Annotated in this window: 21 protein-coding genes; 8 read left to right on the top strand and 13 right to left on the bottom strand. The window is 72.1% G+C overall.

The window, feature by feature from the left end; all coding sequences use genetic code 11:
- Positions 1-58: 58 nt before the first annotated feature.
- The 4 genes from ACTWQC_RS20435 to ligD form a co-directional block, all read right to left on the bottom strand.
- Entirely contained in the window at positions 59-1,903 is a 1,845-nt protein-coding gene (locus tag ACTWQC_RS20435; protein ID WP_443317187.1) for a glycoside hydrolase family 15 protein, read from the bottom strand.
- A 54-nt stretch (positions 1,904-1,957) separates the two neighbouring features.
- A complete protein-coding gene (locus ACTWQC_RS20430; RefSeq protein WP_443317186.1) occupies positions 1,958-2,722 on the bottom strand; it encodes a L,D-transpeptidase family protein in 765 nt (254 codons plus the stop codon).
- Between the two features lie 161 nt (positions 2,723-2,883).
- The gene (locus ACTWQC_RS20425; RefSeq protein WP_443317185.1) at positions 2,884-3,762 is read right to left on the bottom strand and encodes an ATP-dependent DNA ligase; all 879 of its coding nucleotides are present in this window, start codon (positions 3,760-3,762) and stop codon (positions 2,884-2,886) included.
- On the bottom strand, positions 3,759-4,655 hold the full coding sequence (gene ligD, locus ACTWQC_RS20420) for a non-homologous end-joining DNA ligase (RefSeq protein WP_443317184.1): 897 nt from the start codon (positions 4,653-4,655) through the stop codon (positions 3,759-3,761). Before ligD ends, ACTWQC_RS20425 begins: the two co-directional genes overlap by 4 nt.
- A gap of 30 nt (positions 4,656-4,685) precedes the next feature.
- Here ligD and ku point away from each other — a divergent pair, with 30 nt between their 5' ends.
- Positions 4,686-5,657 (top strand): non-homologous end joining protein Ku, encoded by a 972-nt coding sequence (ku, locus tag ACTWQC_RS20415; RefSeq protein WP_443317183.1) that lies wholly within the window; start codon positions 4,686-4,688, stop codon positions 5,655-5,657.
- 36 nt (positions 5,658-5,693) lie between these two features.
- Positions 5,694-5,939 carry a hypothetical protein gene (locus ACTWQC_RS20410; protein ID WP_443317182.1) on the top strand — a complete coding sequence of 82 codons (246 nt, stop codon included), beginning with the start codon at positions 5,694-5,696 and terminating at the stop codon, positions 5,937-5,939.
- A gap of 37 nt (positions 5,940-5,976) precedes the next feature.
- Here the strand turns inward: ACTWQC_RS20410 and ACTWQC_RS20405 are convergent, their stop codons facing one another.
- The 4 genes from ACTWQC_RS20405 to ACTWQC_RS20390 form a co-directional block, all read right to left on the bottom strand.
- Complete coding sequence (locus ACTWQC_RS20405; RefSeq protein ID WP_443317181.1) at positions 5,977-6,633, bottom strand: DedA family protein; 657 nt, start codon at positions 6,631-6,633, stop codon at positions 5,977-5,979.
- A gap of 233 nt (positions 6,634-6,866) precedes the next feature.
- Positions 6,867-8,846 (bottom strand): FAD/NAD(P)-binding protein, encoded by a 1,980-nt coding sequence (locus ACTWQC_RS20400; protein ID WP_443317180.1) that lies wholly within the window; start codon positions 8,844-8,846, stop codon positions 6,867-6,869.
- A 149-nt stretch (positions 8,847-8,995) separates the two neighbouring features.
- Complete coding sequence (locus tag ACTWQC_RS20395; RefSeq protein ID WP_443317179.1) at positions 8,996-10,696, bottom strand: alkaline phosphatase D family protein; 1,701 nt, start codon at positions 10,694-10,696, stop codon at positions 8,996-8,998.
- Between the two features lie 102 nt (positions 10,697-10,798).
- A complete protein-coding gene (locus ACTWQC_RS20390) occupies positions 10,799-11,440 on the bottom strand; it encodes an HNH endonuclease family protein (RefSeq protein ID WP_443317178.1) in 642 nt (213 codons plus the stop codon).
- Between the two features lie 190 nt (positions 11,441-11,630).
- Here ACTWQC_RS20390 and ACTWQC_RS20385 point away from each other — a divergent pair, with 190 nt between their 5' ends.
- Positions 11,631-12,470, top strand: coding sequence for an ABC transporter permease (locus tag ACTWQC_RS20385; protein WP_443317177.1), 840 nt, complete (start codon positions 11,631-11,633; stop codon positions 12,468-12,470).
- A gap of 273 nt (positions 12,471-12,743) precedes the next feature.
- Entirely contained in the window at positions 12,744-13,325 is a 582-nt protein-coding gene (locus tag ACTWQC_RS20380) for a TMEM165/GDT1 family protein (RefSeq protein WP_443317176.1), read from the top strand.
- A 475-nt stretch (positions 13,326-13,800) separates the two neighbouring features.
- Here ACTWQC_RS20380 and ACTWQC_RS20375 read toward each other — a convergent pair whose 3' ends face one another.
- Together ACTWQC_RS20375 and ACTWQC_RS20370 are read right to left on the bottom strand one after the other, a co-directional pair.
- Positions 13,801-14,469, bottom strand: coding sequence for an HAD-IA family hydrolase (locus ACTWQC_RS20375; RefSeq protein ID WP_443317175.1), 669 nt, complete (start codon positions 14,467-14,469; stop codon positions 13,801-13,803).
- A gap of 201 nt (positions 14,470-14,670) precedes the next feature.
- On the bottom strand, positions 14,671-15,456 hold the full coding sequence (locus tag ACTWQC_RS20370) for a peptidoglycan-binding domain-containing protein (RefSeq protein ID WP_443317174.1): 786 nt from the start codon (positions 15,454-15,456) through the stop codon (positions 14,671-14,673).
- 294 nt (positions 15,457-15,750) lie between these two features.
- On the opposite strand from ACTWQC_RS20370, the gene ACTWQC_RS20365 reads away from it, so the two are divergent.
- Positions 15,751-17,874 carry a DHA2 family efflux MFS transporter permease subunit gene (locus tag ACTWQC_RS20365; protein WP_443317173.1) on the top strand — a complete coding sequence of 708 codons (2,124 nt, stop codon included), beginning with the start codon at positions 15,751-15,753 and terminating at the stop codon, positions 17,872-17,874.
- Between the two features lie 17 nt (positions 17,875-17,891).
- Here the strand turns inward: ACTWQC_RS20365 and ACTWQC_RS20360 are convergent, their stop codons facing one another.
- Positions 17,892-18,224 carry an antibiotic biosynthesis monooxygenase family protein gene (locus ACTWQC_RS20360; RefSeq protein ID WP_443317172.1) on the bottom strand — a complete coding sequence of 111 codons (333 nt, stop codon included), beginning with the start codon at positions 18,222-18,224 and terminating at the stop codon, positions 17,892-17,894.
- Between the two features lie 473 nt (positions 18,225-18,697).
- On the opposite strand from ACTWQC_RS20360, the gene ACTWQC_RS20355 reads away from it, so the two are divergent.
- On the top strand, positions 18,698-20,791 hold the full coding sequence (locus tag ACTWQC_RS20355; protein ID WP_443317171.1) for a bifunctional glycosyltransferase 87/phosphatase PAP2 family protein: 2,094 nt from the start codon (positions 18,698-18,700) through the stop codon (positions 20,789-20,791).
- Between the two features lie 72 nt (positions 20,792-20,863).
- Here the strand turns inward: ACTWQC_RS20355 and ACTWQC_RS20350 are convergent, their stop codons facing one another.
- On the bottom strand, positions 20,864-21,313 hold the full coding sequence (locus tag ACTWQC_RS20350) for an ATP-binding protein (RefSeq protein ID WP_443317170.1): 450 nt from the start codon (positions 21,311-21,313) through the stop codon (positions 20,864-20,866).
- Positions 21,314-21,419: 106 nt separating this feature from the next.
- Between ACTWQC_RS20350 and ACTWQC_RS20345 the strand changes: the two genes are divergently transcribed.
- Both ACTWQC_RS20345 and ACTWQC_RS20340 read left to right on the top strand, forming a co-directional pair.
- Positions 21,420-22,244, top strand: a complete 825-nt coding sequence (locus ACTWQC_RS20345) for a helix-turn-helix domain-containing protein (RefSeq protein WP_443317169.1) — start codon at positions 21,420-21,422, stop codon at positions 22,242-22,244.
- Positions 22,228-22,443 (top strand): DUF397 domain-containing protein, encoded by a 216-nt coding sequence (locus ACTWQC_RS20340; protein WP_443317168.1) that lies wholly within the window; start codon positions 22,228-22,230, stop codon positions 22,441-22,443. Before ACTWQC_RS20345 ends, ACTWQC_RS20340 begins: the two co-directional genes overlap by 17 nt.
- Before the next feature lie 269 nt (positions 22,444-22,712).
- Here the strand turns inward: ACTWQC_RS20340 and ACTWQC_RS20335 are convergent, their stop codons facing one another.
- Positions 22,713-23,948, bottom strand: coding sequence for a cytochrome P450 (locus ACTWQC_RS20335; protein ID WP_443317167.1), 1,236 nt, complete (start codon positions 23,946-23,948; stop codon positions 22,713-22,715).
- Positions 23,949-24,159 lie beyond the last annotated feature (211 nt).

The following is a 24,159-nucleotide window of genomic DNA, read 5'->3' as shown; positions in this document are numbered from 1 at the left end:
CACGGAGACATCAGACCCCGCCGCCGCACCGTACGCGGGCAGGACACACGGAGGGTGCTCAGCCCAGCGCCCGGTCCAGGTTGAAGGCCGCGCTGATCAGTGCCAGGTGGGTGAAGGCCTGCGGGAAGTTGCCGTGCTGCTCGCCGGTGCGGCCGATCTCCTCCGCGTAGAGGCCGAGGTGGTTGGCGTACGTGAGCATCTTCTCGAAGGCGAGCCGCGCCTCGTCCCGGCGGCCGGCCCGGGCCAGGGCCTCGACGTACCAGAAGGAGCAGATCGAGAACGTGCCCTCCTCGCCGCGCAGCCCGTCCGGACTGGCCTGCGGGTCGTAGCGGTAGACCAGGGAGTCGGAGACCAGCACCTCGCCGAGCGTGTCCAGCGTGGACAGCCACTTCGGGTCGGTGGGCGAGATGAACTTCGCGAGCGGCATCATCAGCACGGACGCGTCGAGCACGTCGTCGTCCTCGTGCTGGACGAACGCATTCCGCTCCACCGACCAGCCCTTGCTCATGATCTGCCGGTAGATCATGTCGCGGTTCCGGGGCCAGCGCTGCATGTCGGCGGGCAGGCCGCGGCGGTTGGCCATCCGGATGGCCCGCTCGATCGCCACCCAGCACATCAGCCGCGAGTAGAGGAAGTTCTTCCGCCCGCCGCGGGTCTCCCAGATGCCCTCGTCCGGCTGGTCCCAGTGGTCGCAGACCCAGTCGACCAGCTCGCAGACGGTGTCCCAGAGGTCGCTGGAGATCGGCTGGCCCCACTTGTCGTAGAGGTAGAGCGAGTCGACGAGGGCGCCGTAGATGTCCAGCTGGAGCTGGTTGACGGCGTCGTTGCCCACCCGTACGGGGGCCGAGCCTAGGTAGCCCTCGAGGTGGCTCAGCTCGCGCTCGGGCAGCTCGCTCCGCCCGTCGATGCCGTACATGATCTGCAGCGGACCGCCCGACGGGCAGGGGCGCAGGCCCACCCGGTCGGACAGGAAGTGCGTGAAGGCCTCGGCCTCGTCGGTGAAACCGAGCCTGAGCAGCGCGTACACGCAGAAGGCCGCGTCCCGGACCCAGACGTACCGGTAGTCCCAGTTGCGCTCGCCGCCGATCTGCTCGGGCAGGCTGGTGGTCGGGGCCGCGACGATCGCGCCGGTCGGCGCGTAGGTGAGCAGCTTCAGGGTGAGGGCGGACCGGTGCACCATCTCGCGCCAGCGCCCGCGGTACTTCGACGCCGACAGCCAGCCCCGCCAGTACCGCACCGTGGCCTCGAACAGCTCCTCCGCCTCGCGCTTCGGGCACGAGCGGATCGTGACGTCCCCGCCCACCCGGTCGAGGGCGAACACCGCCTGCTCGCCCTCGTGCAGCTTGAACAGCGCCCACGCGTCCGGTCCTTGAGTCTCGAGCGGCACGCTGGACGTCAGGGCGAGCGAGAGGGAGCGGGATTCGAAGACGGCCTGGCCCTCCTCCGTGACGCGTACGGTGTGCTGCTGCTCCCCGTAGTCGAAGCGGGGCGCCACCCGCGCCCGGAACGGCAGGGAGCCGCGGACGCACACCACGCGCCGGATCAGGCGGTGCCGGTCGGTCTCGCGCGAGTCGACGGCGTCGGCGATCGGCATGAAGTCCTGGATCTCGCCCACCCCGTCTTCGGCGAAGAAGCGGGTGATCAGGACGTTGGTGTCGGGGAAGTAGAACTGCTTCGTACGGGCCGGCACATCCGCGGCCAGCTCGAAGGAGCCGCCGCGTTCGGTGTCCAGGATCGAGGCGAAGACGCTGGGCGCGTCGAAGCGGGGGCAGCAGTACCAGTCGATGGTGCCGTTCGTACCGACCAGCGCGGCGGTGCGCAGGTCGCCGATCAGTCCGTGCTCGGCGATGGGGAGGTAACGGGGGCTGCCCGTTCTGTAGACCTCACTGGCCACAGGAGTCACATCGGCCTCCCTCCCGCCGGAGTACAGCCACCTGCTCAGCTTATGACGGTTCTGTCAGTACCGGCTGATCGCCGTGGGTCCCGACCGCGTGCCGATCGCGATGTGCGGCCAGGCCGCCGGATCGGCCCAGGCCAGGATCGCGTCCATCGCCGGGCGGGGCACCGACACGCATCCGGCCGTCGCGCCCCGCCCGTTCACATGCAGGAAGATCCCCGCGCCGCGCCCCCTGACCGGCCGCGTGTAGTTGAAGCCGATCACCAGCGCCCGGGCGTACTGGGCGGGGTACGAGGCCAGGCGCTCGGCGTCCTTCGCGGCGCAGTCGCGCGGCAGTGGCTCGACCCACCGGTTGTACGAGGCCGAGCCGGCGTCCTGGCACCACCAGGACCGTCCGGTGACCCTCCGGTACGGGACGGAGGTCCCGCCCGGGGCCTCCTCCGTGCCGAAGGCGAAGGGCAGGTCGTACAGCCCGGTGGGCGTGGTCGAGGTGCCCTGCCTCCTGCTCCCGCCCTCGACCAGGCCGCCCGCTCCGAACCGCGCGGCGGACGACCCGGCCTGCCGCCATCCCCCGTCCCGCTTCTGCCACCAGGTCACCGTGCCGGTCGTGGAGTCCGGGCCGGGGGCCTCGGCGGTGATCAGCTGGGTGCCGCCCCCGGTGTCGGCCATCCGCTCCGGCAGCGGCACGCCGGGCCGGGCGTCGGGCCGGGCGTCGGGCCGGGCGCCGGGCGGGGCGCCCGCGGCGCCGGTCCCGCCGAGCAGAAAAGCCGCGGCGAGTGCGCAGGCGAGGGCGATACGGGCTGTACGGGTGGGTGTCCCCGCCATGTCGGCCTCCCGGGAGACGGAGATGAAACAGACCTCGTGTCCTGGCCTCCTATGTCTCCCGATATATCGCCCGGTGCCCCCGGGCCACAGGCGACGACCCCACGATTCAGCCGTGCGGGCGGGAGTTCCACCCCGGTGGCCCGGCCCGCACCACAACACCGCTACTCCGGACCGCGCAGCCGGACCACCGTCGTGACGGGCGTGCGGGTGGCTGTCTGGGACACCTCTACCGTCAGGTCCGGGGAGACCGGGGTGTAGATCGTGCCGTCGGGCGTGGTCTCCGTACCGCCGTCCCCGCCCAGCAACTCCGCGAGCCTGGCCTGAAGCCCGGGCGGCAGGCGGCCGGAGACGGCGGGGGTGTCGTCGCCTGGCAGCACCAGGACGAGGTTCCTGGGGCGGGCGCGTGGGCCGGTGTAGCCGACGACCACGGCGTCGCGCGTCTCGGAGTGCCGCAGCTTCTGCCAGTCGCGGCGGCCGCCGCGGTAGGGGTGGTCGAGCCGCTTCATCACGAGCCCCTCGACGCCGGCCGCGCGCAGCGACTCGTACCAGGTGGCCGCCGTCTCCGGGTCCGTGGTCATCGGCACGGGCTGCAGCGGCGGCCCCAGCGGTGCGAGCAGCTCGACCAGGGCGGCGCGCCGCCGCTCGTACGGCAGCCGCCGCAGATCCGAGGAACCGGTGCCGAGCAGGTCGAAGGCCGCGTAGGAGGCGGGGAGTTCACGGGCGAGGGCGGCAGCGCGGGTGCGGCCCGCCAGCGCGCGCTTCTGGACGGCGGCGAAGTCGATCCGCCCGCCCGTCCAGACGACCACCTCGCCGTCGAGGACCGTACCGGCCGGGAGCGCCTCCGCCGCCCGCGCGAGGTCGGGGAAGGAGTCGGTGACCACCCGCCCGGAGCGGGCCTGGAGCTGTACGCCTTGCTCGGTGCGGAAGACGACGAGCCGGTGGCCGTCGAACTTCGGCTCGTACGCGTAGTTCCCGCGCGGCAGCGCGTTCACCGAGCGGGCCAGAGCGACCCGTACGGGCGGCCGGAGCTGAGGGCTCACCCGGGCGCGTCCGGCAGCGGGCGGGCGTGTGCGGGATCGACGAGCGGGGCGAGCAGGTCGCCGTACTCCTCGAGGCGCGGCAGGATGTCACCGGCCACGAAGACCAGTTCACCGGCGTCCGTGCAGGCCTCGACCTCGTCCCAGGTCACGGGCGCGGACACGGTCGGTTCTGGGCGGGCCCGCAGCGTGTAGGGGGCGGCCGTGGTCTTGGCGGCCGTGTTCTGGCTCCAGTCGACGAAGACCTTCCCGGGGCGCAGATGGCGGGCCATGCGGTGGATGGCCAGGCCCCGCAGCTGGCGCTCCGCCTCGACCGCGAGCGCCTTCGCGTAGGCCGTGACCCGCTCGGACGGTACGGGTTCCAGCGCGGCCAGGATGTGCAGGCCCTTGGCTCCGCTGGACTTCGCGAAGACCTCGAGGCCGTCGGCCGCGAGCCGGTCGCGCAGCCACCGGGCCACCGCGCAGCACTCGACGATCGTCGCGGGCGCCCCCGGGTCGAGGTCGAAGACGAGCCGGTCCGCCATCCCGGGCGCCTGCGCCTTCCACTGCGGGGTGTGGAACTCGGTGACCAGGTTGGCCGCCCACATCAGTGTCGGCAGGTCCTGGACCAGGACGTGCCGGCCGGTTTCGCCCGCGCCCGAGCGCGGCACGACGGCGGTCTTCACCCAGTCGGGCGTGCCGAGCGGCAGGTTTTTCGCGAAGAAGTGCTCGCCCTCCGCGCCGTCCGGATAGCGGAGGAAGGACAGTGGACGGTCGCGGAGGTGGGGGAGGTGGGCGTCGGCGGTGGTGGCGTAGTAATGCAGGACTTCGGCCTTGGTGAAGCCGGTCGGATAGAGCACTTTGTCCAGGTTGCTCAGGGACAGCCGCCGCCCCTCCACCTCCGTCATCTGCGACATACCATGAGAATCCCATGAAAGGGATGAATCATGCGATCTATATGGAAAGGTTCCATATCCTTCGGCCTGGTCAACATCCCCATCAAGGTGTTCGGGGCCACGGAGAGCCACTCCGTCTCCTTCCGCCAGGTGCACGCCTCCGACGGCGGGCGGATCCGCTATCGCAAGGTCTGCGAGCTGGAGGAGACGGAGGTGCCGAACGAGGAGATCACCAAGGCTTTCGAGGCTCCGGACGGCACCACCGTGCCGCTCTCCGACGAAGAACTCGAGTCACTGCCGCTGCCCACCGCCAAGACCGTCGACATCCTGGCCTTCGTCCCGGGTGACACCATCGACCCGCTCCAGCTCGACCGCTCGTACTACCTCGCCGCCGACGGCGCGGGGGCGGCCAAGCCGTACGTGCTGCTGCGCGAGGCCCTCAACCGCAGCCAGAAGGTGGCCATCGCCAAGCTCGCGCTGCGGGGGCGCGAGACGCTCGGCATGATCCGGGTGATCGAGGACGCGCTCGTGCTGCACACCATGCTGTGGCCGGACGAGATCCGGCAGCCGACCGGCATAGCCCCCGATGCGAAGGTGAAGGTCAGGGACGCGGAGCTGGACCTCGCCGACACCCTCATGGCCACCCTGGGCGAGCTGGAGATCGAGGAGCTGCACGACGAGTACCGGGAGGCCGTCGAGGCGCTGGTCACGGCGAAGCTGGAGGGGACCGAGCCGGAGCCGGTCGGCGCGCCGGCCGAGGGCAGGGGCAAGGTGATCGACCTGATGGCCGCTCTGGAGAAGAGCGTCAAGGCGGTTCAGGAGGGGCGGGGCGAGGGGGAGGAGGCGGCGGCGAAGAAGGCGCCCGCCAAGAAGACGGCGAAGACGGCCCGGACGGCGAAGGAGACGACGGCGAAGACGACCGCGGAGAAGAAGCCGGCCGGTACGAAGTCGACCGCGAAGAAGACCGCCGCGAAGAAGGCCCCCGCCAAGAAGACCGCGGCGAAGAAGCGCGCCTCGGCGTAATTCCGTGTAGGCGCGTACGAAGGGAAGGGTGGGTGGATGGCTGTGGCCGCTGTCCATGCCTCGCACGAACTGCGGGCGGAGTACGGGGCGCGCGGCTCCGGCGAGTCGTCAGGCCTCGGCCCCGTGAAGGTCTGGCACATGGTCCGGGGCACCGGTACGACGGCCATGTGCGGGCGTGAGCTCGACCCGCGGGCGGCGACCCGCCCGGAGGACGCCTGGGGCAGAACCCGTGAGATCTGCTGCCACACCTGCGGTGCGCTCTATCTGCGCGAAGTGCCGTGACGGAAGCGCGATCCGTGGTTGGCCGCCCGCTCCGGAATTACGCGCCGCGCTGCTGCGCGGCCGCCGGGCGGCGCAGCGCGTACGCCGCGGCCGCGCCCGCCGCGAAGAGGGCGAAAAGCGACACCGCCGTAGCGAGCCAGGTGGCGCCGAGCCACTGCCCGCCGAAGTAGCCGAGGCTGACGCTGTATCCGGCCCAGGCGAGACCGGCGAGCGCCGACCAGGGCAGGAATTCGACCGCCCTGCGGTGCATGGCCCCGGCCCCGAGGCTGACCACCGAGCGGCCGGCCGGGGCGAAGCGGGCGATGAGGACGAGCATGCCGCCGCCGCGCATCAAGGCCGTACTGAGCCGGTCCTGAGCGCGGGTCAGCCGGCGGGAGCGCGCGATGGCCCGGTCGAGCCGGTCGCCGCCGCGCCAGGCCAGCCGGTACGCGACCAGGTCGCCGAGGCAGGAGGCCGTAGCGGCGCACAGCATCAGGGCCATGATGTCCGGGACTTCGGCTTCGGCGCCGTTCGTCGCGCCGACTGCGTCCGCGGCGGTCTGCGTCCCGGCGGCGGCCGTTGCCGCGGCGATCACGAGCACACCGCTGGGCAGCACGGGGAGAAAGACGTCCAGCAGGACGGAGGTCCCGACGATCACATAGATCCACGGGGCGGCCAAAGCCCCCAGGCTCTCGAACTCCAGACTCTCCAGCAACGTTTCTCCCTGTCCGTCCGGTCCCCCGCCGCGACGTCGCAGGGAAGCGGCAGGGGCGGCACTTGACAGCCATACAGCGTACGCCTGGGGGGACCGGGGGGTTCTGCCGGGGTGCGTGATGTTGTTCGAATCACTCTCACGCTGCAGATTCCCAACCCGCCCCGCCCACAAGGCGGGTCAGGGGGCGTCCGGCGCCACGAGCTCGGGTCAGGCCGATGCCACCGCCCGGGCGGTCAGGCCGGCGCCACCACCCGGCGCAGCGTCGCATGCAGGCCCCCCTGTCGCACCGCCGCTCTCAGCGCGGCCCGCGCCACCGCGTCGGCGTCCGCCAGCGTCACCGAGTTGACCCCCGGCCGGGCGCCCGCCGCCGTCACCCAGTGCACGCCCTCCGTGGGCACCCCGACCGCGAACCGCCGTGGATGGGCCCGCCCTTGCGCGTTGATCAGCCGGTACGGGCTGCGGGTCACGTCCAGCCCGCCCGTCTCGTAGCCGTCGGCCACATGGGGCCGGCAGGCCCCGGCCCTGAGCAGCCCCGCCAGCAGCGGGTCGCTGGTCCTGCGCACGTCGGGCTCGGGCAGCCGGGCCTCGATCAGCGTCGTCACCGTGACCACGGAACCCGGGACGTCGGGGGAGTACGCGGTGAAGCCGCGGCCGCCGCCGGGCGCGGCGAGGCGCACCTGGAGCCGGGGCCCGAGCACGTCCAGGACGCCCGCCTCGATCAGCGCGGCCAGCTCCTCGATCCGGTGGCGCGGCGGGCCGATCGAGAGAAAGGCGTTGAGCGGCGTGTACCAGCGGTCGAGGTGATCGCGGCGCGACGGGCCGGAGAGACCGGCGTGGTCCACGATCTGGCGCAGCTCGTTGCGCAGATCGCGCAGCACGTCGAGGGCCGCCTTGACAGGTCCTGCGACATTCCCGAGCCGGGCGTGCTCCGCGTCCCGTCGCAGATGCCCCACCAGCCAGCGGCGGAAGTCCGCGGCCCCGCCGAAGACCCGGTCGCCGTACGGCCACGCGGTCTCCTCCCACGACCACCGCTCGTCCGGCGTGATCCCGAACTCGTCCAGCACGGCGGCCTCTTCGGCGCTCCGGCGCGGGGCGGCGAGGAACCTCTCGCGGAACCGCGCCGGGCCGCGCCCGGCCAGCAGCGCCTCGCCGCGCCCGGTCAACAGCGCCTCGTAGTAGACCGTCTCGACCTCCTTCGCGACCAGCGGCCACACCTCGGCCAGGAAATCGGGAAAGTCCCCCGCCTCCGCGCGGATGCGGAAACCCGCGATCACCGCGGAGGTCAGCAGCAGCGGCTCGTGCCGGCCGCGCGCGCCCTTCTCGTTGTCACCGCGCGCGTGGTACGGAACGCCGCGCCGCGAACCCGCGTACAGCCGGGGCTCCCGTCCCGACGGGCGGTAGCGCAGCGAGCCGCCGGGCCCGGTGGTGAACAGGCCGCCGCGGCCCGTCGTCAGCAGGGCGAGGTGGTCGAAGAAGTTGAGGCCGAGGCCGCGCAGCAGCACCGGCTCGCCCGGGGCGATCCGGGTCAGGTCGACGTCCGCCGGATTCGCGGGTGCGTAGTACCGCAGCCCGTGCCCCGCCGCGTACGAGGAGAGGCGCTCCTCCTCCTCGCCCGGTATCACCGGGAGGTGCCCCTGCGCGAGCACGACCGCGGTGAGGCCCGGCAGTTCACCACCGTCCTCCAGGACCAGCAGCTGCTCGCCCCCGGCCCGCTCCTCCAGCCGTACGGCACGGGCCGCGTGCACCTCAACCGCCACCCGTTCCGGCGCGCCGCCCACCACCCGCCGGAACACCCACTCCAGATAGCGGCCGTAGAAGGCGCGGGTCGGATAGTCGTCGGGGCCGAGGCCGTCCGCGGTGCCCAGCGCCGTCGCCCACTCGTACAGGCTGGGCCCGGGACGTATCGGGCCCTCGCACTCCACGCTGTCGTCGGTGAACAGGGTCACCTGCGAGGCCACCGTGTTCATCAGCAGCTCGCGCGGCTGAGCGGTGTGCCACACCCGGCCCGCGCCCGGAGGTGCCGGGTCCACCATGTGCACGGTCAGCCGGGCGCCTTCGGGCAGGAGCTCGGGGACCGAGGCACAGATCCGCTCCAGCACGCTCGTGCCGCGGGGACCCGCGCCGACCACGGCTATCGCTGCGTTCCCAGCCGCTGAAGCTGTCGTTCCCGGGGCGGCCGCAGAGGCCGCTATGGCGGGGTGCTCTCCGGCCAAGACTGTTTCTCCCGGGGCAGGTGGGGCACGTGCGACGCCTCATCATGCCGTTCGTCGGGCCGGAGTCGAACCCCGGGATCGGAATGATCCGCTCCGGTGTGGCATGGATCACGAAGAGCCGGCCACGGTGGCGCGGCTTCAGCGCCCGGTCACGGCCCCGCGGGCGTGCCGACTTCGGTGTTGATCTCCGTGTCGAGCGCGGGCTCCAGCCGTGGCTCGCCGTCCGCGCCCCGCCGCGCCTGGTCCAGCCGTACGCTCGCTCCGCGCCCGCGCAGCGTCAGCGTCATCAGCTGGTTGCCGAACCACGGCCCGCCCGTCTTCCGCCAGTCGATCGACGCGGGCTCGATCCGCCCCTGCCGTCCTACGCGCCCGTGCCGCGCGAACCAGCGCCCCATCCTGCGCCCGGCCCCGCTCCAGCCGAAGCGGAAGCCGAGCTTGATCGACGCGGGCACGCTGTTGTGCACCGGCGAGCAGGTCAGCTGGAGCACGCGCGCGTCCGGCTGCTGCCCGCCCTCCGGCCACAACGGCTCCGCGACGTACGCATGGTGCACATCGCCCGACAGCACGCACACCGTCGCCGGAGCGTCAGGACCGGCCCCCGCCTCCGCGACCAGCTCCGTCAGCGCCTCGAAGGACTGCGGGAAGGCCGACCAGTGCTCCAGGTCCCCGAGCTGCCGCAGCTTCTCGGCGATCCGCGCCCAGCGCGGCCCGCGCTCCCCGGCGCACAGCGCCGCGTTCCACCGTTCCACGTCGTCGATGGCGTGCGGCAGCAGCCACGGCAGGGAGGCGCCGATCAGCAGGTGGTCGTACCCGCCGGGGCCGTCCTGTGCCTGCTTGCGCAGCCAGGCCCACTCCCGCTCGTCGAGCATCGCCCGCCGGTCCTCCGGCAGCACCCGGGAGGCCCGTGTGTCGACCATCAGCAGCCGCACCCGGCCGAGGTCGCGGCGGTAGCTCCAGCGCGTGAACGCGGGGTCGGCGTCGGCCTGCGCCACGAACTCCCGGAGCAGCGCGGTCCCGTCGCCCGCCTTCCGCACCTGCGCGAAGAGCGGGTCGGCCATCAGCTCGGCGGGGGAGAGGTTCCCCAGGTGCTGGTACACCCAGTACGACATCAGCCCGGCGAGCACCCGCTCCTCCCACCACGGCGTGGCCCGCATCATCTCCTGCCACGCCTCGCTGGTGTTCCAGTCGTCGATCACATCGTGGTCGTCGAAGATCATGCAGCTGGGGACGTTGGAGAGCAGCCAGCGGACGTCGGGGTCGAGCCAGGACTCGTAGTACAGACGGGTGTACTCCTCGAAGTCCGCGACCTGGCCGCCGGGCGGCTGGCGGAGGTCCCTGCGGGCGGCCAGCCACCGGCGGATCGCCTCCGAGGTGTGGTCGGCGTACACCTGGTCGCCCAGCAGCAGGAGGACGTCGGGCCGCTCGCCGCCCGGGTCGGCGGCGATGCGGGTGGCGAGCGTGTCGAGCGCGTCGGGGCCCACGGGGTCGTGCGAAGCGTCGGACGGCGGGGCCGCCCAGCGGCAGGAGCCGAAGGCGACCTGCAGCGGGGCGTCGTTCCCGGGGGCCGGGAGGGTGCGGATCGAGCTGGGCGGGTAGCGGTCGTCGGGCGACGGCCAGACCTGACGGCCGTCGAGCAGCACGCGGTACGGGACGGTGGCGCCGGGACGCAGTCCGACGAGGGTGACCAGCGCGTAGTGGTGCCCGGCGATCTGCCAGGTGTGCGCCGTGCCGCGGCCCGCGCCGCCCTCGCAGACGACCTCGACCACGCAGGGCCGTCCCGTCTCGACCCATACGGTCGCGCTGTCCTCGTCCACGTACCGCACGAGCGGTCCCAGGAGCAGTCCGGCCATCGGCCACCGCCCTCCCTCCGTCGCCCCGTACGGTACGGAACGACGGAGGGTTACGGCGAGTTTCCAGCCGTCAGTTCGGCTGGGCTTTGCCCAGCCGTTCGCTCAGCAGCCGTTCAGGACGCCACTCAATGCGGACTTCTCGGCCGAGTCGACCGTCAGGCCGTAGTAGTGCTTCACCTGCACCCACATGCGCGCGTACATGCAGTGGTAGCCGCTCACCGGCGGCAGCCACTCCGACGGGTCCTGGTCGCCCTTGGACTGGTTGACGTTGTCGGTGACGGCGATCAGCTGGGCCCGGGTCAGGTCGTTGGCGAAGCCCTGGCGCTTGGAGGTCGTCCAGTTGTCGGCGCCGGAGCGCCACGCCTCGGCGAGCGGGACGACGTGGTCGATGTCGACGTCGGCGGCGGCCTGCCAGGTGGCGTTGTCGTAGGGGGAGAACCAGGAGCCGCTGACGGCGGCACAGCTGGAGTCCTGGACGACGTTCGTGCCGTCGCGCTTGAGTACGACCTCGCGGGTGTTGCAGGTGCCGCTCTGGGTGATCCAGTGCGGGAACTTGTCGCGGCTGTAGCCGGTCAGCGAGCCCTCCGCGCTGACGGTCAGCTCGCTCAGGTAGGTCCGGGCGGTGGCGGCGCTCGGAGGGGTGGGCGGGGCGGCCTGGGCGGCCGGGCCGCTCAGAAATGCGGTGCCGGCCAGGGCGGTCAGCCCGGCGATCAGGCCTATTCGACGCGCGTAGACACGGAACATGTGGACTCCCTCTGAGTGAAGGGGTATTGGCCGCTGGAGCCCGGCCATCGTCGCGGCGCCAGGTTTCGGTGGGGTGGGCGCCAGGTAACAGCGTGACGACATGCCCACGTCAGATTCAAGGGGGCGGCAGGCGGGCTTCCCGACCTGACGGAGCGCCAACCGGCCCTGCCGTGCGCCGTATCGTGACCGCGTGCCCGCCGCCGCCGTTACCGCCGCCGTCGCCCTCCCGCAGACTGCCGCTGACACGTTGCTGCCGGTCGACGCCACGCTCGGGGTTGTGCTCGCCGCGCTCCTCGTCGCCGCGGCCGGTATCGCCGCACTCGCGCGGCTCGCCGACAGCGACGGCCGCGGCTATCCCCGCGCCATCGTCGTCGCCGGACTCCGCGCCACCGTCCAGCTCGCCGCGGTTTCGTATCTGATCGGCTGGGTGATGCGCGCCGTCCCCCTCCTGCTGTCCTTCATCGCGCTGATGTTCGCCGTGGCCGTACGCACCGCGGGCCGCCGCATCACCGCCAACCGCAGCTGGTGGTGGGCCGCGGTGCCCATCGGGGCCGGGGTGCTGCCGGTGGTGGCAGCGCTGCTGCTGACCGGGCTCGTACCGCTCAAGGGCATCGCGCTCATCCCGGTCACCGGCATCCTCATCGGCGGCGCCCTCACCGCCACCGTGCTGGCGGGACGCCGCTCGCTGGACGAGCTGCGCACGCGCCACGGCGAGGTCGAGGCGGCCCTCGCGCTCGGGATGCCCGACCGCGAGGCCCGCCTGGAGATCGCGCGCCCCGCCGCCTCCGACGCCCTGATCCCGGGCCTCGATCAGACCAGGACGGTGGGTCTTGTCACGCTGCCGGGGGCGTTCGTGGGGATGCTGCTGGGCGGGGCGTCGCCGCTGCTGGCGGGGGCGGTGCAGCTGTTCGTGCTGGTCGCGCTGATGGCGGTGCAGGCGGTGGCGACCGCGCTGGCCCTGGAGCTGGTGGCCCGCGGGCGGCTGCACCGGGACGGTACGGGTGCGAGTACGGGCGCCGGCACGGGCTGACCGTCACGGGCGCCGGCAGGGGCGCCGGTACGGGCTGACCGTCACGTACGCTGGGCGGAGCAGAAGGGGAGTAGCTCTTCGCCGGACCGTCGACATACTGCTCGGCCCCATGGGCCGGGCCGGCGCCCGGAGGCGGACCAGCAGGCCCGTCAGCGAGACCTTCGGCCGCAGTGTCCATGACGCTGCCGTGCCGAAGCGACCCCGGAATCGCTGCTCGAAGATCTCGAAGGTCTCTCGGTACGGCCAGCCCCTACCGATAGAGGAACACCCAGCGTGATCAGCCTCAGCATCGTCGCACTCGTCTTCGGCGTCGTCTTCCTCGCCGAGCTTCCCGACAAGACCGCCCTCGCCGGCCTGATGCTCGGCACCCGCTACCGCGCCTCGTATGTCTTCGCGGGCGTCGCGGCCGCCTTCGCCGTGCATGTCACGCTCGCCGTCGCGGCGGGCAGTGTGCTCACGCTGCTGCCGCACCGGCTGGTCCAGGCGGTGGTCGGCGTGCTCTTCCTCGCGGGCGCGGCGATGCTCCTGTTCAGGAGGGACGAGGCCGAGGAGACCATCCGCACCCCCGCCGACCAGGGCTTCTGGAAGGTCTCCGGCGCCGGGTTCATGCTGATCCTGGTCGCGGAGTTCGGCGACCTCACCCAGATCATGACCGCCAACCTCGCCGCCCGCTACGACGACCCGCTGTCGGTCGCGCTGGGCGCGGTGCCGGCGCTGTGGGCGGTGGCAGGACTCAGCATCCTGGGCGGCCGCACCCTCATGAAATACGTGCCGCTGCGGCTGATCACCCGGGTCGCGGCGGTGACGATGCTGGCGCTCGCGGGGTTCAGCTTGTACGAGGCGGTCTCCGCGTAGGTCGCCTGGCGGCTTGCGGGCGGGTACGCCCGCCGGCGCCCGGCTCGGCACCGCTGGTCCCCACCACGGCGGTTGCTCGCCGCCGCACGGAAATTCTCTCTGCCGCCGCGGCGCGACCGCCGGCGCCGGGCGACGGCAGCCGCCATGGCGGCCTGTGGCCCGCAGCTCGTCGTCTTGTGCCGACGCGGCCACTCAGCGCGCAGTGACAACGTGCAGACGCAGGCGCCGTTCGCCTGTGCCGGCGGTCCTCGCCGGGGGGATGTTTCTTGCCGCTGGCGCGCGGGTTCCGCCGTCGCGGCGGCCGCGGCCATGGTGGCGGTTCTGCCGGTCGGCGTGGCGCGGCCGTTCGGCACGCGGCGATGACGTGCAGACGCAGGCCGCCGTTCGTCGGGGCTATCGGTCTTCGCCGCGATGGTTGGTTGCCGTCGTGGCGGAATTCTCCGGCCGTCGTGGCGGGCCCGCGGTTCCCGGTCGCTCAGCGCGCGGCGTTGACGTGCAGGCGCAGGGTGCCGTTCGCGAGGGCTTCGAGCCGTAGGGGCTCCAGGGTCGGTACGTGGACGGTCGGGTTGTGGGCGGCCGCGCGGGGGCCGACGCCCACTACTCGCATTCCCGCCGACCGGGCCGCCGCGATGCCGACTTCGGAGTCCTCGAAGGCCAGGCAGTCCTCGGGTTCGAAGCCCAGCTCGGCGGCGCCCTTGAGGAAGCCCTCGGGGTCCGGCTTGCTGGCCCCCACGCGTTCCGCCGTGACCCGGACCTCCGGCACCGGTAGTCCCGCGGCGCCCATACGAGCCTGGGCGAGGGCCTCGTCGGCCGAGGTGACCAAGGCGTGCGGCAGACCGGCGAGCGCTGCCATGAGCGCCGGCGCGCCCGGAACCGGCACGACGCCGTCGGTGTCCGCGGTCTCCTGCGCGAGCATCCGCCGGTTGTCGGCGAGGTTCAGCTCGGCCGGGCGGTCGGGCAGGAGCACCGCCATGGTGGCGTGCCCCTGCCGCCCGTGGACGTTGCCGAGTACGTACTCCGGGTCGAGCCCCTGCTCCTCGGCCCAGCGCCGCCAGCAGCGCTCCACGACGGCGTCCGAGTTGACGAGGGTGCCGTCCATGTCGAGCAGTACGGCGTGAGCTGTGAGCGTGGTGGTGGCCGTCATCGGCTGGCTCCTGGGCTCGGGAACGCGGACGGTGCGCAGGACGCGTAGAGAGCAAGCGGCCCCGCCCGCAGGTCAGGGAGTACGGGCGGAACCACTTTGTTTCTCAACGATACAAAGCCCGGCGCCCCAGGGCCAGCCCGCTTGGGTAACGGCTTCGGAAACACCCGCCCCCGTACTCCCCACATGCCCTTCACGGCACGGTCACGGCTCGGTCGTCCGCGACTCCAGCATGCGCCGGGTGTTCGGGCCGTACGTGCCCACCGGGTCCCCCGGCACGTCGTGGTTGCGCTGGTAGCGCGCCACCGCGCTCTGCACGTCCGAGTCGTACACGCCGTCCGCCTTCGGGGCGTACGCGTGCTCCTGCTTGAGCCGCAGCTGCAGCTCGAGGACTTCGGCGCCGCTCTCGCCGGGTCCGATCACCACGGAGGCCGCGACCACGGGGCCGGACGACTCGCCCGCATTCCTATCCCGGGCGGCCGTGACCGTCGGGCGGGAGGAGGCCGGCTTGGAAGCGGAGGCCGACCGCCCGGGGTCCGCCGTGCCCGGTGAGCCGGTGGGCTTTCCGGTCTGGGACAGGGGAGGGCCCGTGGGAAGGGCACCGTCCCCCGTAGGCAGGACCGCGGTCGGTCTTACGCGTTCGTCCGGCGCTGCGCGGTCGTCGTCCCCTCCGGAATCGCCGCCCGACAGGAGCTGCATGCCGAGCAGCACGGCGCCGACCGACGCCACCACGGCGGCGGCCGCCGCGGTCGGTCCCCCCGTGATCCGGCTCCGCTCCCGCCACCGGTATCCGCTCCGCCCGTTCCGTCCGTCGTCCCTGTCCCCGCCATCCCCGCCGTCCGGGTCCTGCGTCCACCGTGGTGGCGGTGCGTACTCGAACAGGCCCAGGTCCTCCGGCAGCGGGCTGGTCGTCGGCGGATCCATCGGCCGGGGCAGCTGCGCCGCGCCGTTCCGGCGCCGGTGGCGCGGCGGCGGCGCAGTCTCGTCCACCGGCTGAGACAGCGGCCTCACCAACGCCGTCACATCGACCGTGTGCAGCAGCGGAGTTATGTCCTCGGGACGCGGCAGTGGCCTCCCGCACGCGCAGCCGGGTCTGCCGTCCACCCCCGCATCGCCCCCGCACCGCGGGCATGCCCGTTCCGTCACCGCAGGACCCCTCCCTCAGATGGCAGCAGCGATTATGCACCGCACCGGTGCGCGGAGGACCTCGGCGGGCCATACGCCTCCGAACCCCACACGATGGGAATCACCTACCGCTGCGTGCAGCCACCCGAGGAGGCGCCCATGGGCCGGGGCTCTCAGGACTCTCAGGACGCGGGCGCACCCGACGGCACCGCCCCCGAGGACGCGGCATCCGCCCCCGAGGACGCGCTCCCCGCCCCCGGCGAAGGCCAGCCCAGGCGCACCATCCTCGTAGCGATCGGTGCGCTGCTCCTCGGACTGCTGCTCGCGGCCCTCGACCAGACCATCGTCTCGACCGCCCTCCCCACGATCGTCAGCGACCTCGGCGGCCTGAACCACATCTCATGGGTGGTCACGGCCTACTTGCTCGCCTCCACCGCGGGCACCCCCCTCTGGGGCAAGCTCGGCGACCAGTACGGCCGCAAAAGGCTCTACCAGGGCGCCATCGCCATCTTCCTCGTCGGTTCCGCCCTCTGCGGCGTCGCCCAGAGCATGGCGGAACTCATCGCCTTCCGCGCCCTCCAGGGCCTCGGCGGCGGCGGGCTCATCGTGCTGTCCATGGCGATCGTCGGCGACATCGTGCCGCCCCGCGACCGCGGCCGCTACCAGGGCCTGTTCGGCGCGGTGTTCGGCGCGAGCAGCGTCCTCGGCCCGCTGATCGGCGGCCTGTTCACCGAGCACCTCAGCTGGCGCTGGGTCTTCTACGTCAACCTCCCCATCGGCGTCGTCGCCCTCCTCGTCATCGCCTCCGTCCTGCGCATTCCGGCCCGCCCGACCCGCCACACCATCGACTACCTCGGCACCTTCCTCATCGCCTCCCTCGCCACCTGCCTGGTCCTCATGGCCTCGCTCGGCGGCTCCACCTGGGCCTGGGGCTCCTGGCGGATCGTCGGACTCGGCGTCCTCGGCGCCGTGCTTCTCGCCGCCTTCGTCGCCGCCGAGCGACGGGCCGTCGAACCCGTCCTTCCGCTGGGGCTCTTCCGCATCCGCACGTTCGCGCTGTGTTCGGTCATCAGCTTCGTCATCGGCTTCGCGATGTTCGGCGCCATGACCTACCTGCCGACGTTCCTCCAGGTCGTCCAGGGGGTTTCGCCGACCCAGTCCGGCGTGTACATGCTGCCGCTCGTCGCGGGCATGCTGGTCGCCTCCACCGGCTCCGGCCAGCTCGTCAGCCGTACGGGCCGCTGGAAGGTCTTCCCGATCGCCGGCACCGGCGTCACCACCGTCGGCCTGCTCCTCCTCCACCAGCTGGATGAGAACAGCGGCACCGCCGAGATGAGCGGCTACTTCGCGGTCTTCGGCTTCGGCCTCGGCCTCGTCATGCAGGTCCTCGTGCTCGCCGTGCAGAACGCCGTCCGCTACGAGGACCTGGGCGTCGCGACCTCCGGAGCCACCTTCTCCCGCTCCATCGGGGCGTCCTTCGGCGTCGCCATCTTCGGCACGATCTTCACGGGGCGGCTCGGCGAAAAGCTCTCCGCCGAGCTGGCCGGACAGCAACTGCCGCCCGGCGTGAGCGTCGGCACTCTGGAGTCCGACGCCCGCGCGATCGCGGGGCTGCCCGCCGCCCTCAGGACCGGCGCGCTGCGCGCGTACGCGTCGGCCATCACCGACGTCTTCCTCTACGCGGCGCCCGTCGTGGCCATCGCCTTCGTCCTCGCCTGGTTCCTCAGGGAGGACCGGCTGCGCGCCTCCGTCACCTCGCCCGACATCAGCGAGACCCTCGCCAGCAACCCCGTCGAGCGCTCCTCGCAGGACGAGGTGTGCCGCGCGCTCTCCGCCCTCGGCAGCCGCGAGGGCCGCCGCGACGCCTACATCAAGATCACCGAACGGGCGGGGTACGACCTCAAGCCCGCCGCCGCCTGGCTGGTGCTGCGCATCAACCGCTACGGCTCCGCCGAGCCCGCCCTCCTCGCCGAGCGCAGCACCGTCCCGCTGGGCGTCGTCTCCGCCGCCGCCCGCCAGCTCGAGGAGCGCGGTCTGGCCGTACGGGACGGGCTGCCGCTGGTCCTCACGGACAGGGGGCGGGAAGTGGCGGCCAGGCTCGCCGAGGCGCGCGAGGAATCCCTCGCGGAGCTGCTCGGCGACTGGTGGGGGCCGGGCAGGCCGAGGGACCTCGTCGAGCTGGTCAAGGAGTTGAACGCGGAGCTGTGCGGCTCGGACCGGGAACGCCCGCACGAGCCGGATGTGCGCCGTACGCCGGGCCCGCACCGCCCGGACCACTACTGAGCGCCGGCTGCCCCGGCTTACTTCGGCGCGGCCTGCTGGACGACCTCGAACGACCACAGCGTCGAACCGGCCGCCGCGGGCTTCCGCTGCGCCGCGCCCTCACCGCCACGCTCGCCGCCGCCCTGATGCGCCGCCTTCATGGGTCCCTCCATCCACGCCTGGAACGCGGCCTCGTCCCGCCACCTCGTATACACCAGGTACTGGTCCGTCCCCTCGAGCGGGCGCAGCAGCTCGAACCACTCGAAGCCGTCCGAGCTCTCCACCGCCCCCGCACGCGCCGCGAAGCGCTGCTCCAGCACCTCGCGCTGCTCCTCGGGGACCGTCAGCACATTGATCTTCACGATGCTCATGTGCCCATCCTGTCGTACGGGCTGCAGCGCGACGATGCGGCGCCGCTCACGCCGGGCCCGATGTAGCGCCTGTGAAGAGGGGATACGCGGTGCTCCGGCGCGCCCGGAAGCCCGAGTTCCTTGAACGCGGGGGTGAGCCGCTCGGCCAGAAAGCGTCCCAGGCAGCTCAGGAGGGGCCATCCGCGCCGGATGGGGCCGTGCGCCGGCTCCGGCTGGCGGCCGAGCCGCGGCGTCGTGAGCCGCGGGAAGGCGCGCAGCCACTCCAGGGTCCCGTCAGGTGTCGTTGGACCGCACCCGGCCGCGCAGCGACTGCGTATCACCCGCTCTGACGCGGCCCCCAGAGGTGCGGATCTCCACCGCCCCCCTTAATGTTCGAGCCAATACACAGCGGCTGTCAGGTAACGGGAGGGTTCCTGCGTCTGCGGCAGGGAGCCCTCGGAGGTCTGTTCGAAGCGGAGGGGGAGCGGCGGGGCGTGGCGAACGCACAGAGGCGCGGACTGGCGACGGCGGAGGTATCGGGGTCCCAGGAGCCGCGCATCCGCGTGGGGTTGGGCGCTCTCTGGCTCCTCGCGGGCCTGCTGGCGATGCGTCAAGCGGCGGCCGTGCTGCGGCAGCCACCCGGTGAGCGGCTCACCGATCTCGAGACGTGGATAGGACCGAACGGCGTCCTGCGCGTGCCCGGACCGCTCTACGAGAACGGTACGTTCACCGGCACGCCGTTCGCCGGGCTCGTCCTCAAGCCGCTGACCCGCGCCGCCGAGCAAAGCCTCGGCCTCTTCTGGACGTTCGGCACGCTGCTGCTCGTCGTGGTCCTCGGCTTCGTCGCGGCCCGCGCCCTGCCGCGTCCGGTTTCCCGGCGTACGGCGCTGTTCGCCGCGCCCGTGGCGATCAGCCTGATGGTGCTCTCGCTGCCGGTCCGCAACACCTTCACCCTCGGCCAGACCAGCATCCTGCCCGTCCTGCTGGTCCTGGTCGGGCTGCTGGCGCACGCCTCGGCCCGCCGATCCGGGGTCGTGATCGGGCTGGCCGCAGCGCTCCAGCCGACCGTGCTGCTCTTCGCGCCCCTGCTGTGGATGACGGGCAGGCGGCGGGCGGCCGCGACGGCGGCGGGCACGTTCGCCGGGTGCTCCGCGCTGGCCTGGGCGGTGCTGCCGCACGACTCCGCGACGTACTGGGTCTACCACATCGCCGGAGCCGGTCTCGGGCAGCCCGCGGACAGCCTCCACAACCAGTCCCTGCACGGCCTGCTGCTACGGCTCGGGCTGAGCGGGCTGCCCGAACTCGCGCTCTTCGGAGTCCTCGCGGGCGCCGTCGCGGTCCTCGGTCTGCGGCGGGCCGCGCACTACGCGGGCGACGGCCAGTTGCTGCTCGCCGCCGCGGTCACCGGCTGCGTCGCCGTGGCCGTCTCGCCCACCGCCTGGCTGCACCAGCAGCTGTGGATCCTCCTCGCCGTCGTCGGGCGTGTGGGCCGCCGCCAGGCGGACCGGGTGGTGTGGCCGGTCCTCGTCGTGATGGTGATGACGCTCAGCAGCGCCGCCGTCGTGCCCACTACCAGGGGCATCCACCTCGTCGGCGAGAACGCGCCGCTGCTGGTCGCCCTCGCCGCGGCCTGCGCCGTACCGTTCCTGGACCGCGGCTCGCCGCACTGGGACCGCCCGGTCCCGACGCGATACGCGGAGCGGGAGCCCGCCGCGCCCGGCCGCCGCCCCTGGATCCCTTCGATCCCGCTGCTGGGCTTCCTGCGACGGCCGTTGAGCCGCCCGAACCTGCTGCTCGAGCTGCTGCTGATCCGGGCCGGCTACTTCTGCTACGCGTATATCCGCGGCTCCGCGCCCGAGACCCGCGGCGTCGCGGAGGACCACGCCCGCCAGATCCTCGACATGGAAGTCGCGCTGCACATCGACATCGAGCGCTGGTTCAACCACCTGGTGGCGGGCTCGTGGATCGAGGGCGGCATGAACCGCTACTACACGACCTTCCACTTCCTGGTGCCGCTGAGCCTGCTCGGCTGGATGTACCTGCGCCGCCCCGTCGCCTACCGGTGGGCCCGTACCGCCCTGGCCATAGCGACGCTGCTCGCCCTGGTCGGCTTCTGGCTCTATCCGCTGGCTCCGCCGCGCCTGATGCCGGGCCTCGGCTACATCGACACCGCCAACGGCCCCCAGGACCTCGCCAAACCCGACTTCGGCCCGCTCACCGAGCTGTCCAACCAGTACGCGGCCATGCCGTCCCTGCATGTGGGCTGGTCGCTGTGGTGCGCCGTGGTGTGCGTGCTGCTGGCGCCGAAGGTGTGGCTGAAGCTGCTCGGCGTGCTGTATCCGGTCCTGACCACGGCCGTCATCGTCGGCACCGCGAATCACTACGTGCTGGACGCGGTGGGCGGGGCGGTGGTGGTGGCGTGCGGCTTCGGCCTGCAGTCCGTGCTGCTGGGGCGCACCAGGGACCCGGACCCGGCCGCAGGACCGGCCGCAGGACCGGCCATGGGACCGGCCGTGGGGCCGGGCGATCCGGCGGAGCCCGGCGATGCCTCGCGCGTTCACGGGACAGCGGAGGTCAGACGGGGCTGAACTCCGCCGCCCCGTCGGATCGCCGCGTCTTTCAGCATCCGCCGGATCGCGCCACACCGCCACTCGTACGGCTTACGTGCAGGTCGGGGCGGTTGTCGCCGTGCACTCGAACCAGACGGTCTTCCCGCCGTCGGCCGTAGGCAGCACACCCCACGCGTCCACCACCGCCGCCAGCAGTGCCAGCCCTCTCCCGCCCGCGTCCAGTGCCTCGACGGCGCTGTCAGCGCACCTGACGACCGGCTTCTCGGGCGAGCCGTCCGACACCTCGACGCGCAGGCCGCCGGGGCGGCGCAGTACGAGCACGGTGCAGCGCCGGTCCGGTACATGCCGGATGACGTTGGCGAGCAGCTCGGTCACGGCCAACTCGGCCGCGTCCGCCAGTTCCTTCATGTTCCAGAGGCTGAGGTACGAGCGGACGATGCGGCGTACGTCGCGGGCGGAGTGCTCGCCGACAGTGCAGCGCATGCGGTACTGCCGGTGCGGGTTGACGTCGGGCGTGAGGAGGTCAGTTGTCCATTTCACGCCACAAGCGTGGGAGCGCTTCACTACGCTCGGCTACTGACTGAACACAACGTGCCCGGTTGGTGGGTTGGCGGGTGAGTGAGCTGAGCGAGGGGGACGGAAACAGGTGGTGAACATCCGAGCCTTGGACCCGAGCGCGTCTCCATTGGCCTACCTCGGTGCCGAGTTGCGGCGACTGCGGGAGGAGGCCGGTCTCAGCCAGAAGCAGCTCGGCGCCATCGTCTTCTGCACGGGGTCGCTGATCGGCCAGATCGAAACAGCGCGCAAGATCCCGACCCCGCAGTTCACACAGCGGGTGGACGCTGCGCTGACCACGGGCGGGGCGCTGTCGCGGCTGCTGAAGTTGGTGCTGCGGAGCCAACTGCCGCCGTGGTTCCAGCCGTACGCGGAGATGGAGGCGAAGGCCACCCACATCCACGCCTTCCAAGCGCAGTTGGTGTACGGCTTGCTGCAGACCGAGGAGTACGCGCGTGTGGTGCTGGGCGTCCTGGATCAGGAGCGGCTCGACGACCGGGTGGCGGCCCGGATGGAGCGCCAGCGCATCCTGGAGAGTGAGAACCCGCCACTGTTGTGGGTGGTCCTGAGCGAGGCGGTGCTCTACCAGGAGATCGGTGGCCGAGAGATCATGCGGAACCAACTGGCCCACCTGTTGAGCTTCCGCGACCGGGAGTGGGTGCAGATCCAGGTGCTGCCGTTCGCGGCCGGGGCCCATGCCGGATTGCCGGGCTCGTTCAACATCCTCCGCTTCGACGACGACCCGGACATCGTGTACGACGAGAGCTACGGGCCGGGCCACATGACGGCCGATCCGCGCGAGTTCAAGTCGCGTTCGCTCCGTTACGATCACCTGCAGGCCGCCGCGCTGTCCGTAGAGGACTCGGCGGAGTTGATCGCCCACGTGATGGAGGAGCGCTATGGGGAGCAGCCTTGACCTGACCGCCGCGCAGTGGCGTAAGTCCAGCTACAGCTCGGACACCGGCGGCGACTGCGTCGAGGTCGCCGCCATGCCCCACGCCATCGCCATCCGCGACTCCAAGAACCCCGATGGCCCGGCGCTCACCTTCACCCCGGCCGCCTTCGCCGCCTTCGTCACCGCCGCCGCGACCGGCGAATTCCGCGCACCCAACTAACGCTTCCCGCCTGCGGATCCGCGCCGCTGGGCGGCATTCAGCCCACCGCGCAAAGTGGGCGTCTGCGCCAGCGGGTGTGTGCTGGACGGCACTGAAACGGGCTCGGTCGGCTTGCTGTCGCCGGGAGTACAGCGGATGGCCGCCCCGGAGGGCAACCGGTTTTCGCGCGGCCTGAAGGGCGACGGCGCTCGGCGGGCGGCAGGGGCGGGGCGTGGTTCGGAAGGGGTGCCCCTGCCGCCCGGGAGCGTGGGGGGTGCTGGGTCACCGGGTCAGGCGTAGCTGACCCGGAGTTCCTTGATGCCGTTCAGCCAGGCCGAGCGCAGGCGGCGCGGGTCGCCCGCGAGGGTGATGCCGGGGACGGTGTCCGCGATGGCGTTGAAGATGAGGTCGATCTCCAGGGCGGCGAGGCTCTTGCCGAGGCAGAAGTGCGGGCCTCCGCCGCCGAAGCCGAGGTGCGGGTTCGGGTCGCGGGTGATGTCGAAGACCTCCGGCCGGTCGAAGACCTCGGGGTCGTTGTTGGCGGAGGAGTAGAAGAGGCCGACGCGGTCGCCCTGCTTGATGTGCGCGCCGCCGAGCTCGGTGTCCTGGGTGGCGGTGCGCTGGAAGGACTGGACGGGGGTCGCCCAGCGGACGATCTCCTCGGCCGCGGCGGAGGGGCGTTCGCGCTTGTAGAGATCCCACTGATCGGGGTGGGTGAGGAAGGCGTGCATGCCGTGGCTGATGGCGTTGCGCGTGGTCTCGTTGCCGGCGACCGCGAGCAGCAGCACGAAGAAGCCGAACTCGTCGGAGCCCAGGTTGCCTTCGTCTTCGGCGGCCACCAGCGCGGTGACGATGTCCTTGGCGGGGCACTCCTTGCGGGCTGCGGCGAGGTTCATCGCGTACGAGATCAGCTCCATGGCCGCCTCGGTGCCGATCTCCTCGGTGATGGCGAGCTCCGGGTCGTCGTAGGCGATCATCTTGTTGGACCAGTCGAAGATCTTGGCCCGGTCGTCCTGCGGGACGCCGATCAGCTCCGCGATGGCCTGGAGCGGGAGTTCGCAGGCGATGTCGGTGACGAAGTCCCCGGTGCCCTCGGCCTTGGCGCTCGCGACGATACGGGTCGCGCGGTCGCGCAGGGCCGCCTCCAGCGCCCGTATCGAGCGCGGGGTGAAGCCGCGCTGCACGATCTGGCGGACCCGGGTGTGTTCGGGCGGATCCATGTTGAGCATGATCAGCCTCTGGGAGTCGATCTGCTCGCGCTGGATGTGCTCGTTGAAGCGGATGATCGCGGTGTGGGTCCTGGAGGAGAAGGTCTCGGGGTTGGTGGACACGGCCTTGACGTCCGCGTGGCGGGTCACGACCCAGTAGCCGTCGTCCTGGAAGCCGGCGAGGTTGTGCGGCTGGGCGTTCCACCACACGGGCGCGGTCTGCCGCAGCACGGCGAGTTCCGGGAGCGGGACCCGCTGCTGGTAGACGTCGGGATCGGTGAAGTCGAAACCTTCGGGCAGCGCTGGGCAGGAGGACATCGGCGGCTCCCAGGATCTAACGCACCAGAGTCTGACAAGTCAGAGTCTGACGGTCCATCAGAATGTGCCCGCAAGGTAGTAACGGGTTCTACAACTGGCAAGAGGGGTGACGCCATCCGTTGCGCGCGAGCGCCGACGTGACGCGTGCACGGCCCTTGCGTACCGGGGGTAGCACCCATGACACTTCTGGCGGAACTAGAACGCGTACTAG

The organism is Streptomyces sp. 8N616 (genome assembly GCF_052246385.1).
Classification (GTDB): domain Bacteria; phylum Actinomycetota; class Actinomycetes; order Streptomycetales; family Streptomycetaceae; genus Streptomyces.
This window is presented reverse-complemented; position numbering and strand designations above follow the sequence as displayed.

What these genes read in the sequence shown, in the direction of transcription:
- ligD (WP_443317184.1), bottom strand. Translation starts at nt 4,655, where the DNA reads ATGTCGCAGATGACGGAGGTGGAGGGGCGGCGGCTGTCCCTGAGCAAC.
- ACTWQC_RS20360 (WP_443317172.1), bottom strand. Translation starts at nt 18,224, where the DNA reads ATGAGCATCGTGAAGATCAATGTGCTGACGGTCCCCGAGGAGCAGCGC.
- ACTWQC_RS20340 (WP_443317168.1), top strand. Translation starts at nt 22,228, where the DNA reads ATGGGGAGCAGCCTTGACCTGACCGCCGCGCAGTGGCGTAAGTCCAGC.
- ACTWQC_RS20395 (WP_443317179.1), bottom strand. Translation starts at nt 10,696, where the DNA reads ATGGCCGGACTGCTCCTGGGACCGCTCGTGCGGTACGTGGACGAGGAC.
- ku (WP_443317183.1), top strand. Translation starts at nt 4,686, where the DNA reads ATGCGATCTATATGGAAAGGTTCCATATCCTTCGGCCTGGTCAACATC.
- ACTWQC_RS20365 (WP_443317173.1), top strand. Translation starts at nt 15,751, where the DNA reads ATGGGCCGGGGCTCTCAGGACTCTCAGGACGCGGGCGCACCCGACGGC.
- ACTWQC_RS20375 (WP_443317175.1), bottom strand. Translation starts at nt 14,469, where the DNA reads ATGACGGCCACCACCACGCTCACAGCTCACGCCGTACTGCTCGACATG.
- ACTWQC_RS20390 (WP_443317178.1), bottom strand. Translation starts at nt 11,440, where the DNA reads ATGTTCCGTGTCTACGCGCGTCGAATAGGCCTGATCGCCGGGCTGACC.
- ACTWQC_RS20335 (WP_443317167.1), bottom strand. Translation starts at nt 23,948, where the DNA reads ATGTCCTCCTGCCCAGCGCTGCCCGAAGGTTTCGACTTCACCGATCCC.
- ACTWQC_RS20410 (WP_443317182.1), top strand. Translation starts at nt 5,694, where the DNA reads ATGGCTGTGGCCGCTGTCCATGCCTCGCACGAACTGCGGGCGGAGTAC.
- ACTWQC_RS20430 (WP_443317186.1), bottom strand. Translation starts at nt 2,722, where the DNA reads ATGGCGGGGACACCCACCCGTACAGCCCGTATCGCCCTCGCCTGCGCA.